This is a genomic window from Streptomyces sp. NPDC041191 (genome assembly GCF_055591945.1).
Genome location: NZ_JBVIZC010000008.1, coordinates 292,497 through 306,496, shown reverse-complemented (window position 1 = coordinate 306,496; position 14,000 = coordinate 292,497). Strand labels below are relative to the sequence as shown.

Annotated in this window: 13 protein-coding genes; 5 read left to right on the top strand and 8 right to left on the bottom strand. The window is 73.5% G+C overall.

Annotation, left to right across the window (positions count from 1 at the left end):
• Positions 1-82 precede the first annotated feature (82 nt).
• Complete coding sequence (dacB, locus tag ACZ6AQ_RS18255) at positions 83-1,501, bottom strand: D-alanyl-D-alanine carboxypeptidase/D-alanyl-D-alanine endopeptidase (RefSeq protein ID WP_468760684.1); 1,419 nt, start codon at positions 1,499-1,501, stop codon at positions 83-85.
• Positions 1,502-1,603: 102 nt separating this feature from the next.
• On the opposite strand from dacB, the gene ACZ6AQ_RS18250 reads away from it, so the two are divergent.
• Together ACZ6AQ_RS18250 and ACZ6AQ_RS18245 are read left to right on the top strand one after the other, a co-directional pair.
• Positions 1,604-2,095, top strand: coding sequence for an inorganic diphosphatase (locus ACZ6AQ_RS18250; RefSeq protein WP_388690783.1), 492 nt, complete (start codon positions 1,604-1,606; stop codon positions 2,093-2,095).
• Positions 2,096-2,232: 137 nt separating this feature from the next.
• Complete coding sequence (locus ACZ6AQ_RS18245; protein WP_468760683.1) at positions 2,233-3,930, top strand: threonine/serine exporter family protein; 1,698 nt, start codon at positions 2,233-2,235, stop codon at positions 3,928-3,930.
• Between the two features lie 25 nt (positions 3,931-3,955).
• Here ACZ6AQ_RS18245 and ACZ6AQ_RS18240 read toward each other — a convergent pair whose 3' ends face one another.
• Positions 3,956-4,657 carry a DedA family protein gene (locus ACZ6AQ_RS18240; RefSeq protein ID WP_468760682.1) on the bottom strand — a complete coding sequence of 234 codons (702 nt, stop codon included), beginning with the start codon at positions 4,655-4,657 and terminating at the stop codon, positions 3,956-3,958.
• A gap of 257 nt (positions 4,658-4,914) precedes the next feature.
• Between ACZ6AQ_RS18240 and ACZ6AQ_RS18235 the strand changes: the two genes are divergently transcribed.
• Entirely contained in the window at positions 4,915-5,283 is a 369-nt protein-coding gene (locus ACZ6AQ_RS18235; protein ID WP_468760738.1) for a YbjQ family protein, read from the top strand.
• A gap of 147 nt (positions 5,284-5,430) precedes the next feature.
• Complete coding sequence (locus tag ACZ6AQ_RS18230; protein WP_468760681.1) at positions 5,431-6,720, top strand: ion channel protein; 1,290 nt, start codon at positions 5,431-5,433, stop codon at positions 6,718-6,720.
• A gap of 47 nt (positions 6,721-6,767) precedes the next feature.
• On the opposite strand, the gene ACZ6AQ_RS18225 is transcribed toward ACZ6AQ_RS18230, so the two are convergent.
• From ACZ6AQ_RS18225 to ACZ6AQ_RS18210, 4 genes are all read right to left on the bottom strand, one after another.
• A complete protein-coding gene (locus tag ACZ6AQ_RS18225; protein ID WP_468760680.1) occupies positions 6,768-7,382 on the bottom strand; it encodes a PadR family transcriptional regulator in 615 nt (204 codons plus the stop codon).
• Positions 7,383-7,425: 43 nt separating this feature from the next.
• A complete protein-coding gene (locus ACZ6AQ_RS18220) occupies positions 7,426-7,974 on the bottom strand; it encodes a DinB family protein (RefSeq protein WP_468760679.1) in 549 nt (182 codons plus the stop codon).
• Between the two features lie 85 nt (positions 7,975-8,059).
• A complete protein-coding gene (locus ACZ6AQ_RS18215) occupies positions 8,060-9,517 on the bottom strand; it encodes an aldehyde dehydrogenase family protein (RefSeq protein WP_468760678.1) in 1,458 nt (485 codons plus the stop codon).
• A gap of 136 nt (positions 9,518-9,653) precedes the next feature.
• On the bottom strand, positions 9,654-10,526 hold the full coding sequence (locus tag ACZ6AQ_RS18210; RefSeq protein ID WP_468760677.1) for a helix-turn-helix domain-containing protein: 873 nt from the start codon (positions 10,524-10,526) through the stop codon (positions 9,654-9,656).
• A 338-nt stretch (positions 10,527-10,864) separates the two neighbouring features.
• Between ACZ6AQ_RS18210 and ACZ6AQ_RS18205 the strand changes: the two genes are divergently transcribed.
• Positions 10,865-11,362 (top strand): ATP-binding protein, encoded by a 498-nt coding sequence (locus ACZ6AQ_RS18205; RefSeq protein WP_388690801.1) that lies wholly within the window; start codon positions 10,865-10,867, stop codon positions 11,360-11,362.
• Positions 11,363-11,437: 75 nt separating this feature from the next.
• On the opposite strand, the gene ACZ6AQ_RS18200 is transcribed toward ACZ6AQ_RS18205, so the two are convergent.
• Both ACZ6AQ_RS18200 and ACZ6AQ_RS18195 read right to left on the bottom strand, forming a co-directional pair.
• Positions 11,438-11,650: a DUF397 domain-containing protein gene (locus ACZ6AQ_RS18200; protein WP_030219358.1), complete on the bottom strand. Its 213-nt coding sequence runs from the start codon at positions 11,648-11,650 to the stop codon at positions 11,438-11,440.
• A gap of 234 nt (positions 11,651-11,884) precedes the next feature.
• Complete coding sequence (locus tag ACZ6AQ_RS18195) at positions 11,885-13,969, bottom strand: FUSC family protein (protein WP_468760676.1); 2,085 nt, start codon at positions 13,967-13,969, stop codon at positions 11,885-11,887.
• Between the last annotated feature and the right edge of the window lie 31 nt (positions 13,970-14,000).

Sequence of the window (14,000 nt, the reverse complement as noted above, 5' to 3'; positions counted from 1 at the left end):
CCGTACGGCCCCGGCGCCCGTTCGGTGCGTGTTCGGTTCGGTCGGGGCGGGGGCACGTCGGGCGGGGTGTGCCGGGTGCGCCCTACGGCAGGTCCTGGCCGGCGAGGGCGGCGGAGAGCCGGTCGAGGGCGGGTTGCGCCTCGTGGGGGGAGGGGGTGCGGCCCGCGAGGAAGGCGAAGGCGAGGAGGCGGCCGTCGGGGGCGACGACGGTTCCGGCGAGCGTGTTGACGCCGGTGAGGGTGCCGGTCTTGGCGCGGACGAGTCCGGCTCCGGAGGCGGTGGGGGCGGTGTCGAAGCGGTCGGCGAGGGTGCCGGTGAAGCCGCCGACGGGCAGGCCGGTGAGGAGGGGGCGCAGGGCGGGGCGGGCCGGGTCGGCCGCTCGGGTGAGGAGCGCGGTGAGGAGGGCGGCGGTGACGCGGTCGCGGCGGTCGAGGCCGCTGCCGTCGGCGAAGCGGGTTCCGGTGACGGGGAGGCCGAGCTTCGCGAGTTCGTCGCGCACGGCCTTTCCGGCGCCGTCGAAGCTCGCGGGGAGACCGTGGGCGAGGGCGGTCTGCCGGGCGAGGGCTTCGGCGAGGTCGTTGTCGCTGTGGGTGAGGGTGCGTTCGACGAGGTCGGCGAGGGGGGCGGAGTACGTGCGGGCGAGGGGGGCGGTTCCGGGGGCGCGGCCGGGGGCGGGGTCGCCGGTGACCCGGACGCCGGCGCGGGTGAGGAGGGCGGCGAAGGCGGTGGCGGTGTCACGGGCCGGGTCGTCACCCCGGGGCGCGGGTCCGGTGGCGCTGTCGTCGAGGCGTCCGCCGCGGGTCATGAGGGCGGTGACGGGGGCGATGTTCTCGTTGGGGCCGATGGGGTGGAGGCGGGGGCCCGGGTAGAGGCTCGTGTCGTAGGCGAGGCGTACGGCGGTGTGGCCGCGGGCCCCGAGGGCGCGGGCGGTGTCGGTGGCGAGGGCGCGCAGGCGGGCGGGGTCGAGGGTGGGGTCGCCGCCGCCGGTGAGGGTGACGGTCTTCCCGTCGGCGGTGGCGGTGACGGTGGTGGGGATGCGGTGGTCGGGGCCGAGGGCGGAGAGCGCGGCGGCGGTGGTGGCGATCTTGACGGTGGAGGCGGGGGTCATGGGGGTGGTGGCGCCCGCGCCGTAGAGCTGCCGTCCGGTGGCGGTGTCCACGACGGAGGCGGTGCGGAGGGGGCCGAGGCCGGGGTCGGCGAGGAGGGGGGCGAGAACGGCGGCGAGGTCGGCGGGGCGTCCGGCGGCGGGGCGTCCGGCGGGGGCGGCGGGAGCGGTGAGGACACCGGGGGCGCTCGGGGCGGGCGCGGGGCGCCGGGGCGCGGCGGGGGCGGGGTGCGGGGCGTGACGTGCGCCACCCGTCGCGGGGGCGGCGGCGCGGGTCCGCTCGGCCGTACGCTGGCCGGAGTCCCAGGGGCCGGCCAGGGTCACCGCCGTGGCGGCCACGGCCAGACCGAGGGCGGCGGAGCCCGCCGCGAGCTGCCAGTTCCTCGGCTCGGGCATTGCTGACCAGCCCCTTTCGCGATCACCCGGGTGCGTGAGGGACACTTAATCACCGCGCGTCGTCGCGAGCGTTCACTTGTGCTGATTCAGGAGGAGCCACCCGTGGAGTTCGACGTTCTCATCGAGATCCCCAAGGGATCGAGGAACAAGTACGAGGTCGACCACGAGACCGGTCGCATCCGCCTGGACCGTCGCCTCTTCACCTCGACGGCCTACCCGACCGACTACGGCTACGTGGAGAACACCCTCGGTGAGGACGGTGACCCGCTGGACGCGCTCGTCATCCTCGACGAGCCCACCTTCCCGGGCTGCCTGATCAAGTGCCGTGCGATCGGCATGTTCCGCATGACGGACGAGGCGGGCGGCGACGACAAGCTGCTGTGCGTCCCGGCCACGGACCCGCGCATGGAGCACCTGCAGGACATCCAGCACGTGCCGGAGTTCGACCGCCTGGAGATCCAGCACTTCTTCGAGGTCTACAAGGACCTGGAGCCGGGCAAGTCGGTCGAGGGCGCGGACTGGGTCGGCCGGGCCGAGGCCGAGGCCGAGATCGAGAAGTCGTACGCGCGGGCCAAGGAGCAGGGCGGCCACTGAGCCGGTTCGGCCGTGACCGTGTGACGGGCGGTGTGCCCCCGGGGAGTCCCCGGCGGGTGCACCGCCCTTCGTGCGTGCTGTACGCGCCCATACTGGAGGCCACGGTTCCAGATGTGCGAGGAAGTGAGGCGGGCAGAGTGGTGGCGGAGCCCGACGGCTCGAAGGACGTGCGGGAGAAGGCTGCCGAGGAGGGGGCGGAGGACCGGAAGCCGCTGTCGGACGAGGCGCGGAGCGCGTTCGCCCCGCCGGCCGGTGTGGAGCCGGCCGCGCCGCCGGAGGAGGAGCACCCGACCTCGGAGTTCGCCCTCCCGCCGGGGACGAGGACGGAGACGGAGCGGGAGCCGGAGGGTTCGGCGTTCGCGCCGCCGGCCACGTACTCGGCGAAGAACTCGCCGCCCGCGTTCACCCCCGCGTACGGGGTGCCCCTGGTGCGGCTGTCGAAGGACGCGCCGTGGCAGGACCGGATGCGGACCATGCTGCGGCTGCCGGTGAACGAGCGGCCGGTGCCGGAGGCGCCGCGCAAGGCGGACGAGGCCGGGCCCTCGGTGCCGCGCGTGCTCGACCTGACCCTGCGCATCGGGGAGCTGCTGCTCGCGGGCGGGGAGGGCGCGGAGGACGTCGAGGCGGCGATGTTCGCGATCTGCCGTTCGTACGGGCTCGACCGGTGCGAGCCGACGGTGACGTTCACCCTGTTGTCCGTCACGTACCAGCCGTCCCTCGTGGACGACCCGGTGACGGCGAACCGGACGGTGCGCCGCCGGGGGACGGACTACACGCGGCTCGCGGCGGTGTACCAGCTGCTCGCGGACATCAACGCGCCGGCGCACGACGACCAGGCGCACGAGGTGACGCCGGAGGAGGCGTACCGGCGGCTCGCGGAGATCCGGCGCAACCGGCACCCGTACCCGGGGTGGGTGCTCACGTCGGCGGCGGGGGTGCTCGCGGGGGCGGCGTCGGTGCTGCTGGGCGGCGGCGCGACGGTCTTCTTCGTGGCGGCGCTCGGCGCGGTCCTCGGCGACCGGCTGGCGTGGCTGTGCGCGGGGCGGGGGCTGCCGGAGTTCTACCAGTTCCTGGTGGCGGCGATGCCCCCGGCGGCGATGGGGGTGCTGCTGACGCTGCTGCACGCGGACCTGCGTCCGTCGGCGGTGATCACCGGTGGCCTGTTCGCGCTGATTCCGGGGCGGGCGCTCGTGGCGGCCGTGCAGGACGGTCTGACCGGTTTCTACATCACGGCCTCGGCGCGGCTCCTGGAGGTCGCGTACTTCTTCGTCGCGATCGTGGTGGGCGTGCTGTCGGTGCTGTACGTGGCGGTGCAGTTCGACGCGCAGCTGAACCCGGAGGGGGCGCTGCGGGCGGCGGAGCGGCCGGTGACGCAGACCCTGGCGTCGATGGTGCTGTGCGCGACCTTCGCGGTCCTGTTGCAGCAGTCGCGGGCGACGGTGCTGTTCGCGACGCTGAACGGCGGGGTGGCGTGGGTGGTGTACGCGTCGATCGCGGTGACGGCGGAGGGGTCCGCGGTGATGGCGACGGCGGTGGCGGCGGGCCTGGTGGGTCTCTTCGGGCAGCTGATCGCCCGGTACGAGCACACCTCGTCACTGCCGTACGTGACGGCGGCGATCGGGCCGCTGCTGCCCGGTTCGGCGACGTACTTCGGGGTGCTGGCGATCGCGCAGAACAACCTGGACCAGGGGTTCGCGTCGCTGGCGAAGGCGGCGGCCCTGGCCCTGGCCATCGCGATCGGGGTGAACCTGGGCGGCGAGCTGGCCCGTCTCTTCATGCAGGCCCCCGGCGCGGCCGCGGCCCGGCGGGCCGCGAAGCGCACCAGGGGCTTCTGAGCTCCGGGCCGTGGCCCGCGTGGCGTCACCGCTTGGCGTGGCGGCCCCGCGAGGAGGGGGAGTCCGGGGAGCCGGGACGGTCCCGGTCGTCCCGGTCGCGGGCCTTCCTGGACTGGGAGCGGGCCCGGAGGTACTCGATCACGATCGGGATCACGGAGATCAGGACGATGCCGACGAGGATCATCTCGATGTGCTTGTGCACGAAGTCGATCTTGCCGAGGGAGGCGCCGAGCAGGGTCACCCCGGCGCCCCACAGGAGGCCGCCGATGATGTTGAAGGTGATGAACGAGCGGTAGTTCATCCGGCTGACGCCCGCGATGATCGGCGTGAACGTCCGGACGATGGGGACGAAGCGGGCGAGGATCAGCGACTTCGGGCCGTGCTTCTCGAAGAACTCGTGCGCCTTCTCGACGTTCTCCTGCTTGAACAGCTTGGAGTCGGGGCGCGTGAAGAGGGCCGGTCCGACCTTGCGGCCGAAGAGGTAGCCGACCTGGTCGCCGATGATCGCGGCGGCCACGACCAGGGTGCAGACCAGCCACAGCGGCGAGTCCAGCTTTCCGGTGGTGACGAGGAGGCCGGTGGTGAAGAGGAGCGAGTCACCGGGCAGGAAGAACCCGATGAGGAGTCCGGACTCGGCGAAGACGATCACCAGGACACCGATCAGACCAAAGGTCTGGATCAGGTAATCCGGGTCCAGCCAGCTCGGTCCGAGGGCAAGCGTGTTCACGGGTTCCGGACTCCTGCGGTCGGTGGGGGCTCGGGGACGGCTGCCCCAAACTATCAACGCGGTCCGGCCGCCCCCGGTTCCACCCGGTCCCCACGGCTTCCCCGGGCCTCCCCGGGGCCCCTCCCCCGGGCTCCGTCCGGCCTTCCGGAGCCCCCTCCTGCCGGACCTTCCGGACCTTCCGCGCGGTGCGGACGGGGCGCGGACGGCGTGCGGACGCGGCGCGGGGGGCGGAAGGTGGGGTCAGGAGGTGCATGCCGATGGGCATCGAGGAGTACGGGGGCGGCCAGGGTCCGCATCCCGACGTGCTGGTCGTGACCACGAACGACGTGCCGGGCCACGAGGTCCGGGAGGTGATCGGCGAGGTCTTCGGCCTCACCGTGCGGTCCCGCCATCTGGGCAGCCAGATCGGCGCGGGGCTGAAGTCGATGATCGGCGGGGAGCTGAAGGGGCTGACGGAGACCCTGGTGGAGACCCGCAACCAGGCGATGGAACGTCTGGTGGAGCAGGCGCGGGCGCGCGGCGCGAACGCCGTGCTCATGTTCCGCTTCGACGTGACGGAGGCGGCGGACGTGGGGACCGAGGTCTGCGCGTACGGCACGGCGGTGGTGATCGCGCCGCATCCGTAGGGGGCGCCGGCCCGGCGAGCGGGCCGCACCCGTGGAAAGCGGCGGACCGGCGGGCGGACCGCGCCCGTGGAAGACGCCGCCCCGGCCCCCTGGACGCCCCGCCCCGTCCTGGGGGTTCGCGGGGGTTTCGGTCCTTATGGTGGGGCGGTGTCCAGTGATCACGCTCCGGCCGCGCCGTCCCCCGCCGCCGACGAGGCCCCGCTGCGGGTCCTGCTGCCGCAGATCCTGCCCGCGCTCGTGGTCGGCGTGGGGGCGGCCCTGCTGTTCCTGGGGATCAGCGCGCTCGCGGAGGAGTTCAAGGGCGTGCTCTGGGAGGACCTGCCCGGCGCCCTGGGCGTCGGCGCGTACTCCACGCTCTGGACGGTCTCCGTGCTCACGGCGACCGGGATCGCCGTGGGCCTGGTCGTGTGGAAGGTTCCCGGGCACGCCGGGCCCGATCCGGCGACCACGGGGCTCGGCGGGGCACCGCTCGCCCCGGGGACGGTGCCGGGGCTGCTGGTCGCCGCCACCCTCGCCCTCGCCGGCGGGGTCAGCCTCGGTCCCGAGAACCCGGTCATCGCCTCCGTCGTCGCGCTCACGTACGGGCTGGGCCACAGGGTCGCGCCCGCCGTGCCGGCCGTCGCCTGGGTGTCGCTCGCCTCGGCCGCCACGATCGGCGCCCTCTTCGGGACGCCGGTCGCGGCCGCCCTCGTCATCTCCGAGGCCCTGGCCGGGCACCCGGGCCCCGGCTCCCTCTGGGACCGCCTGTTCGCGCCGCTGCTCGCCTCCGGCACCGGTGCCGTGACCACCCAGCTGCTCGCCGAGCCCACCTTCGCCCTGGGGCTGCCGCCGCTGACCGACCCCGGCGGGGAGGACCTCCTGGCGGCCCTGGTGATCGCCTCCGCCGGGGCCCTCCTGGGCCTCCTGGCCGGTCACCTCTTCCCGTACGTCCACGCCGCCGCGCGGCGTCTGCGGCACCCCCTGCTGATGCTGCCCCTCGGCGGTCTGGTCCTCGGGCTCCTGGGCGCCCTCGGCGGGCCCCTGACCCTCTTCAAGGGCCTGGAGGAGGTCAAGCAGCTCACGGCGAACATCGGCGGCTGGTCCTCGGGCGAGCTGGCGAAGCTGACCGCCGTCAAGGTCCTCGCGCTCCTCGTCGCCTCCTCCTGCGGCTTCCGGGGCGGCCGGATCTTCCCCGCCGTCTTCGTCGGCGCCGCCCTCGGCCTCCTCGCTCAGGCGCTCGTCCCCGAGGTCCACCCGGCCGTCGCCGTCTCCTCCGCCGTCCTCGGGGTCCTGCTCGCCACCACCCGGCAGGGCTGGATCAGCCTCTTCGTCGGCGCCGTCCTCGCCGCCTCCCCCGCGATGCTCGCCCTGCTCTGCCTGGCCTCGCTGCCCGCCTGGCTGATCGTCACCGGCCGCCCGCAGCTCGAACTGGACGGGTCCGGGAAGCCGTTGCGGTGACGGCACGGGGGGGGCGCCGCGCCCGTGCCGGCCGGAGGCGGGCCCCGTCAGGTCGCGTACGGGTTCTCCTCGCCGTCGGCGAGCACCCCCACGAAGGGGGCGCCCTCGCCCGCGAACACGTACGCCCCGCCCTCGATCCGCCCGATCAGGCCGAGCGTCCACGCCTTGCCCGCGTCGGCCGAGGCGAGCCACATGTGCATGATCTCGCCGATGTGCCCGAGTCCGGCCGGGCCGTCCGCCGGCGTGTAGTACTCCGTGACGGAGGTCCGCCACTCGTCGAGCGCCCGCACCCGGCGGCGCAGGAGCTCCACCACCTCTTCGCGGGGCAGGTCGACCATGAAGCCGATGCCCGCCGACAGGACGTCCGTCCTCTGGTCGGAGGCGGTCAGCGCCTCGCGGAGCAGCGCGAAGTACTCCTCCGTGCCGGCTTCCGTCAGCTCGTACTCGACGCGCGGCGGGCCGCCGACCGTGCTCGGCGCGACCTCGTGGGCGTGCAGGAGTCCCTGCTTCGCCATCTGCTTCAGCGCGTGGTAGATCGACCCGGGCTTGGCGTGGGACCACTCGTGGGCGCCCCAGTACTCCAGGTCGTTGCGCACCTGGTAGCCGTGGGCGCGGCCGTGCTGCCGCACCGCGCCCAGGACGAGAAGACGGATGGCCGACATGCACGTACCTCCTGGTCGATCCCGACCAGGGTACGCGCGGCGGTCACGGCGTCCGTGCCTCCGCCTCCTCCGCGATCAGGTCGAAGGACCCCTTTCCGTCGATGGTCTCGCGGACAATGTCCGCGTGGCCGGCGTGCCGCCCCATCTCCTGGACGAGGTGGAGCAGCATCCAGCGGACGGTGACGCGCCCGTCCTTCGGGAACCAGGGCGCGGGCGGCAGCGGGAAGGTGTCGTCCAGGCTCGGCGCGGTGCGGACGAACTCCTCCGTCTGCTTCGCCACGTCGGTCCAGAACGCCAGGACCTCCGGGATCGTCTCGCCGTCCACGAGGCGGAAGCCGTCGCCCCAGGTCTCCTGGGTCCGCTGCCGCTCGTTGGGCCGCTCCTGGGCGAGCCGGAGCCAGTTCAGCTCGACCTCGGCGACGTGCTTGACCAGGCCGGAGAGGCTCAGCTCGCTGGCGCTGGGGGTGCTCGCCGCCTGCTCCTCGGTGAGGCCGAGGAGGGAGCGGCGGAGCGCGGCGCGCTGGGCCTCGACGAAGTCGAGGAGCGCGCCGCGCTCGTCACCGGGGGTTCCTGCGGGAACGAGGGCAACCATGGTGTCCGCCTTCTGTGGCTGGTTCTTCCGACACCGACCACGTTACGGAGACTTGCGGACAACCGCTGTCCTCAAGGCGGTTCGGTCAGAAGGGGAAGCGGCTCCGGCCGTACTGGACCGAGATCCACTTCTGGGTGGTGAAGGCGTCCACCATCGAGTCGCCGTTCAGCCGTCCGACGCCCGAGTTCTTCTCGCCGCCGAAGGGGACGATGGGCTCGTCGTGCACGGTGCCGTCGTTGATGTGGATCATGCCGGTGCGGATGCGCTTGGCGACCCGTACGCCCCGCTCGACGTCGCCGGTGTGGACGGCGCCGCTGAGCCCGTACGGGCTGTCGTTGGCGATCCGCACGGCCTCCTCCTCGCCGTCGAAGGGCACGATCAGGGCGACGGGTCCGAAGATCTCCTGGCTCAGGACCGGGGAGCCGGGGGCGATGCCGGTGAGGACGGACGGGGAGACGAGGTTGCCCTCGACGGTGCCGTGCAGCAGCGCCGTGGCTCCGGCGGCGACCGTCTGGTCGACCAGGGAGGAGACGGACTCGGCCTGCTGGGAGTTGATGAGCGGGCCGATGTGGGTGGCGGGGTCGGCCGGGTCGCCGACGCGCAGGGTCTTCACCTTCGCCACGAACTTCCCGGTGAACTCCTCCTCCAGGGAGCGGTCCACCAGGATGCGGTTGGCGGCCATGCAGACCTGGCCCTGGTGCACGAAGCGGCTGAAGACGGCCGCGTCGACCGCGTAGTCCACGTCGGCGTCGTCCAGGACGATCAGGGCGCTGTTGCCGCCGAGTTCGAGGACGGCGTGCTTGAAGTTCTGCGCGCAGACCGTGGCGACGTGCCGGCCGACCTTGTCGGAGCCGGTGAAGGAGATGACCTTCGGGACGGGGTGGGTCAGGAGGGCGTCGCCGATCTCCGCGATGTCGGTGACGACGACGTTCAGCAGACCGGCCGGCAGGCCCGCCTCCTCCAGGACCCTGGCGACGAGGGTGCCGCCGCAGACCGGGGTGTTCTGGTGCGGCTTGAGGACGACCGCGTTGCCGAGGGCGAGGGCGGGCGCGACCGACTTGAGCGAGAGGAGGAAGGGGAAGTTGAAGGGGGAGATGACGCCGACGACGCCGACCGGGACGCGGTAGACGCGGTTCTCCTTGCCGTCGACCGGGGAGGGCAGGATGCGGCCCTCGGGGCGCAGCGCGAGCTGGACCGCCTCGCGCAGGAACTCCTTGGCGAGGTGGAGTTCGAAGGCCGCCTTGAGCCGGGTGCCGCCCAGCTCGGCGACGATCGTCTCCGCTATCTCCTCCTCGCGGTCCTCGACGATCCGCAGCGCGCGTTCGAGGACGAGCCGGCGCGCGTACGGGTTGGTCTCGGCCCACGCGGTCTGGGCGCGTTCGGCGGCCCGGTAGGCGCGGTCCACCTCACCGATGGTCGCGACGGTGATCGACGCCAGCTTCTCCCCGGTGTACGGATTGAAGTCGATGATGTCCCACGAGCCGCTGCCCGGCTTCCACTCGCCGTCGATGTACTGGTGGGCCAGGTCGGTGAAGTGCGACATGGTGGAGACCCCTCTACCCGCTGCCTGAGGCGCGCCCGGTGCGCGACTGAGCACGACCGCCGTACGGACGGACGCGACTGGCGCGCGACCGGGTGCGACTGGTGTGCGACTGATGTGGCGTCATCGTACTGATGCTTCAGGAGAGTTGAAGGATGCCCCGGAGGATGTCCCGGCTTTCGGCCGGATCCGGTCCGTCCTGCTGGAGCCGCTCCATCACCCGCCGGTACTGGGCGACCTCCTCGCGCTTGTCGAGGTAGAGGGCGCTGGTGAGCTGCTCCAGGTAGACGACGTCGGAGAGGTCGGACTCGGGGAAGCTCAGCACGGTGAAGGCGCCGCTCTCGCCGGCGTGGCCGCCGAAGCTGAAGGGCATGACCTGGAGCGTGACGCCGGGGTGCTCGGAGATCTCGATGAGGTGCCTCAACTGGCCCCGCATGACGTCGCGGTCGCCGTACGGGCGGCGCAGGGCGGCCTCGTCGAGGACGGCGTGGAACCGGGGGGCGTGCTCGGAGACGAGGATCTTCTGGCGTTCGAGCCGCAGGGCGACCCGGCGGTCGATCTCGGCGCGCGGGGCGCCGGGCATGCCCCGGGCGACGACGGCCTGGGCGTACTCCTCGGTCTGCAGCAGGCCGTGCACGAACTGCACCTCGTAGACCTGGATGCGGGAGGCGGCGCCCTCCAGGCCGATGTACGTCTGGAACCAGCCGGGCAGGACGTCGCCGAAGCTGTGCCACCACCCGGCGACGTTGGCCTCGCGGGCGAGCCCGAGGAGGGCGTCGCGCTCGGCCTCGTCGGTGACCCCGTAGAGCGTGAGCAGGTCCTCGACGTCCCTGGCCTTGAAGCTCACCCGTCCCAACTCCATGCGGCTGATCTTGGACTCGGACGCGCGGATCGAGTAGCCGGCCGCCTCGCGGGTGATCCCGCGCGATTCCCGCAACCGCCTGAGCTGGGAGCCCAGCAGGATGCGCCGCACCACGCTCCCGCTCGCTCCGCCCGTTTCGCCTGCGGTCACGGCCCCAGCCTCCCCTTTGGTGTCGAACCCCCGTCCGGCCCCCCGTCGAGCCCCGGATTCTGCCACCAAACGCTCCGGGGCGTACACAGGCGATTACAGATGAGTGGCGACTTCTGGGTCTTCGTGAGCACAGTGCGTGCAGATAGCGGAAAGTTTCCCTCCAGGTCCGGATGACTTATGCATAGATTCAGCATGGGAACGGACAGGTCCGGCACATGCACGTGCATCTGCCCTTGCATCCCGTGGTCGCATTCGGAACCATGGGGCCCGCGCAGCCGCGTACTCGTTCGTGTTGTCGTGTTGTCGCACCACAGTCGCGATTCCCGGGAGTGCCTCGCATGGGGACGAATGGATCGACCGTGCTCGAGCCGTTACGGCAGGGCCTTCCGCCGCTCGATCCCGGCGCCGTCTCCACCTCCGCCTCCTGCGCGCTGCCCGCGCGGTACGAAGCGGTGCGCGGGGCACGGAAGTTCACCAGCGCGACGCTCGACCGCTGGGAGCTGTCCGAGCGCTTCGACGACGTGTCCCTCGTCGTCTCCGAACTCGTCACCAACGCCCTGCGCCACGCGGTGCCGGCGGAGGCGTGTCAGGACGACGACCGGAACCCGCCGGTCCGGCTGCATCTGATGCGCTGGGCCTCGCGCCTGGTGTGCGCCGTGCGCGACCCCAGCACGGAGAGCCCCGAGGCGCGCGACGGCGAGGAGGACTTCGCCGCCGAGTCGGGGCGCGGCCTGTTCCTGGTGGACTCGTTCAGCGACGGCTGGGGCTGGCACCCGCTGGCGGGCACGCTCCGGGGCAAGGTCGTGTGGGCGCTGTTCCGCGTCGGACCCGAGTAGCCCCCGGACGGAGACGGAGAAGGGCCCCGGCGGTCGCCGCCGGGGCCCCTTCCGTGCCGGACGCGCCGTCCGCGCTCACACGAGGTGGTCGAACTCCCCGTCCTTCACGCCCAGCAGGAGCGCCTCGATCTCGGCGGGCGTGTAGACGAGCGCGGGGCCATCGGGATGACGGGAATTGCGGACGGCAACGTTTCCCCCGGGAAGTTTCGCGAATTCCACGCACGATCCCTGGGAATTGCTGTGCCGGCTCTTCTGCCAGACGACACCCCGCAGTTCCGTGGCCGCCATGCCGTTGTACGCGTGATGCGCAGGATGCACTGGTAGCTCCCGGGTTGTTTGGTGCAGGTGTCAACTTCCTCGGATCATAGCCGTGTTCACATGCCGACGCGTGAGCAGATGCACGTGCACGAGGGGTGGCGTAGCGGCTACGCGACGGAGCGTGCGACCGGCCGTCGCCGCGCGCCCGCACCGGCTCCCACCTGGCCGCTTTCCGCCGCGCGGGCCCGGAACGGCGCCGTCCGTTCAGGACCCGCCGGAGGGGCCCCGATGGCTCCGGGCGGACGCCGTCAGGGCCGTCGTCAGGTCGTCCAGGGACTCCAGGAGGAGGACGGCCCCCTTGTGGAGCAGGAAGTGGTCCGGCGGCTCCCGCGACCAGGCCCCGACCGTCCCCCGCAGCTCGTCCCAGGCCGGGTCCTCCCGCTCCCGCACCTCCTTCGCGCCCCGCTCCGTCGAGCGGCGCAGGGACTCCGCGAGGACGGCGGCGTACGGGAGGGGTTCGGCGCCGTGGTCGGGCAGGTGCGCCTCCATGAGCATCGCCACCCGGCCGAACTCGCCGAGCGCCTCCTCGGCCTGCTCCACCGCCGCGTGCGAGAGGCCCCGGTGGCGCACCGGTTCGTGGGTGGCCCGGTCCAGCGCCTCCTGCCAGGCGACCCGGGCGTCGCGGGTCCCGAGCAGCGCCTCGCGGACGACGGGATCGGCGGGTCCGGCCGGGTCGGCGTACCCGGCGGCGACGACGGCCGCGTACCGCCCGATCGCCTCCAGCCAGTCCGCCAGCCGGCCGCGCAGCCGGGGCGTCTCCCAGGCCGGGTAGAGGGCGTACGCCAGCATCGCGAGGACCCCGCCGATCAGGGTCAGCAGCACCCGTTCCCGTACGGTCTGGTCCCCGCCCTGGCCGACCACGCCGAGCAGGAAGACGACGTACGCGGAGACGCAGACCTGGCTCACCGCGTACCCCGTGCGCATCAGCAGGTACATCCCGAAGGCGCACAGCACCGCGAGCCCGGCGGAGAGGTACGTGTCCGGGTGGGCCGCCCGCACGACCGCCGTCGCGAGGCCGACGCCGATCAGGGTGCCGCCGAACCGCGCCACCGAGCGGGCGTACGTCTGCGAGAAGTCCGGACGCATCGACATCACCGCGGCCATCGGCGCCCAGTAGCCGTGGCCGAAGGGGAGCGCCGTGCCCAGGAGGTAGCCGACGCCCGCGACCGCCGAGAGGCGGATCGCGTGGCGCAGGACCGGGGAGCCGGGGCGCAGTTCGGCACGGACCTCCGCGAGGGCGACCGGCGCGAGGCGGAGCAGGGTCGGCCGGGAGCGGGCCGCCGCCGCGTCGTCCGACACCTCCGCGTCCGGATCGACCGTCTCCAGGACGTCGTCGAGGAGCGCGGCGAGGCGGCGGGCGGCGCGGCGGGGCGGGCCGCCCAGGACGGCGCCGGTGTCCGGGGTGCGGAGGGCGGCGAGGGCGGGCGCGGGCACGACGACCGGTTCGCCGTGCCGGATCGCGTGCGCGACGGCGTCCAGGACGGAGGCGGCCGCGGCGAGCAGCTCCCGGACCCGGGCCCGCTCCGGCCCCTCCGGGGGGACGCCGACCGCCGGGTCGGCGAGCGAGGCCAGGACCGGCCGGACCCGCTCCGCGAGGCCCCGGACCCCGTGCAGCTCGGCCGGGCGGCGGCGCGCCTGCCGGGGCGTGACGGCGGCGGCGTTGCGGGCCGTCATGAACGGCGCGGGGTCGAAGGGGGCGACCGGGTCGTGGCGCAGCCGGCGGGCGTAGTCCGCCTCGGCGGCGAGCGCGTCCGCGAGGGCGTCGCGCTGGGCGCCCCAGCGGCGGGGCGGGAAGAGGACGAGGAGGACGGCCTGGACGACACCGCCCGCGAAGATCACGACGGCGTGCCCGGCGGCGGCGGCGACGGAGGTGGGGAGGGTGACCGTCACCAGCATCATCGCCACGTTGGAGGAGGCGATGAGACCGGCGATGGGCCCCGCCGCCCAGGCGAGCCCCGCGAGGAAGGTCCAGAGGAGGAGCAGGGCGAGGAAGAGGCCGTCGTGGGCGCCGGTGAGGTAGCCGAGGAAGGTGGACACGGCGAGGCTGCCGCCGGAGGCGAGGGCGAGGACGGGACGGGGCCGCCAGGAACGCTGGAAGGTGGCGATGGCCGCCTGGAAGGCGCCGAACGCGGAGGAGACGGCGACGGCGGGCCCGAAGAGGGCGAGCGAGAACCCGACGACGAGCGCGAGCCCCAGCGCGCCGCGCGCCGCCCCGGCGGGCTCCAGTCTCCGCCGCTCGACGGCGAACCCGGAGCGGGCGGTCTCCTTCAGGGCCCGGAGCCAGCTCATGCGGGAAGCGTAACCACGATCCGCACCGAAT

What these genes read in the sequence shown, in the direction of transcription:
- ACZ6AQ_RS18235 (WP_468760738.1), top strand. Translation starts at nt 4,915, where the DNA reads ATGGGCATCGAGGAGTACGGGGGCGGCCAGGGTCCGCATCCCGACGTG.
- dacB (WP_468760684.1), bottom strand. Translation starts at nt 1,501, where the DNA reads ATGCCCGAGCCGAGGAACTGGCAGCTCGCGGCGGGCTCCGCCGCCCTC.
- ACZ6AQ_RS18220 (WP_468760679.1), bottom strand. Translation starts at nt 7,974, where the DNA reads ATGGTTGCCCTCGTTCCCGCAGGAACCCCCGGTGACGAGCGCGGCGCG.
- ACZ6AQ_RS18215 (WP_468760678.1), bottom strand. Translation starts at nt 9,517, where the DNA reads ATGTCGCACTTCACCGACCTGGCCCACCAGTACATCGACGGCGAGTGG.
- ACZ6AQ_RS18225 (WP_468760680.1), bottom strand. Translation starts at nt 7,382, where the DNA reads ATGTCGGCCATCCGTCTTCTCGTCCTGGGCGCGGTGCGGCAGCACGGC.
- ACZ6AQ_RS18200 (WP_030219358.1), bottom strand. Translation starts at nt 11,650, where the DNA reads ATGGCGGCCACGGAACTGCGGGGTGTCGTCTGGCAGAAGAGCCGGCAC.
- ACZ6AQ_RS18205 (WP_388690801.1), top strand. Translation starts at nt 10,865, where the DNA reads ATGGGGACGAATGGATCGACCGTGCTCGAGCCGTTACGGCAGGGCCTT.
- ACZ6AQ_RS18195 (WP_468760676.1), bottom strand. Translation starts at nt 13,969, where the DNA reads ATGAGCTGGCTCCGGGCCCTGAAGGAGACCGCCCGCTCCGGGTTCGCC.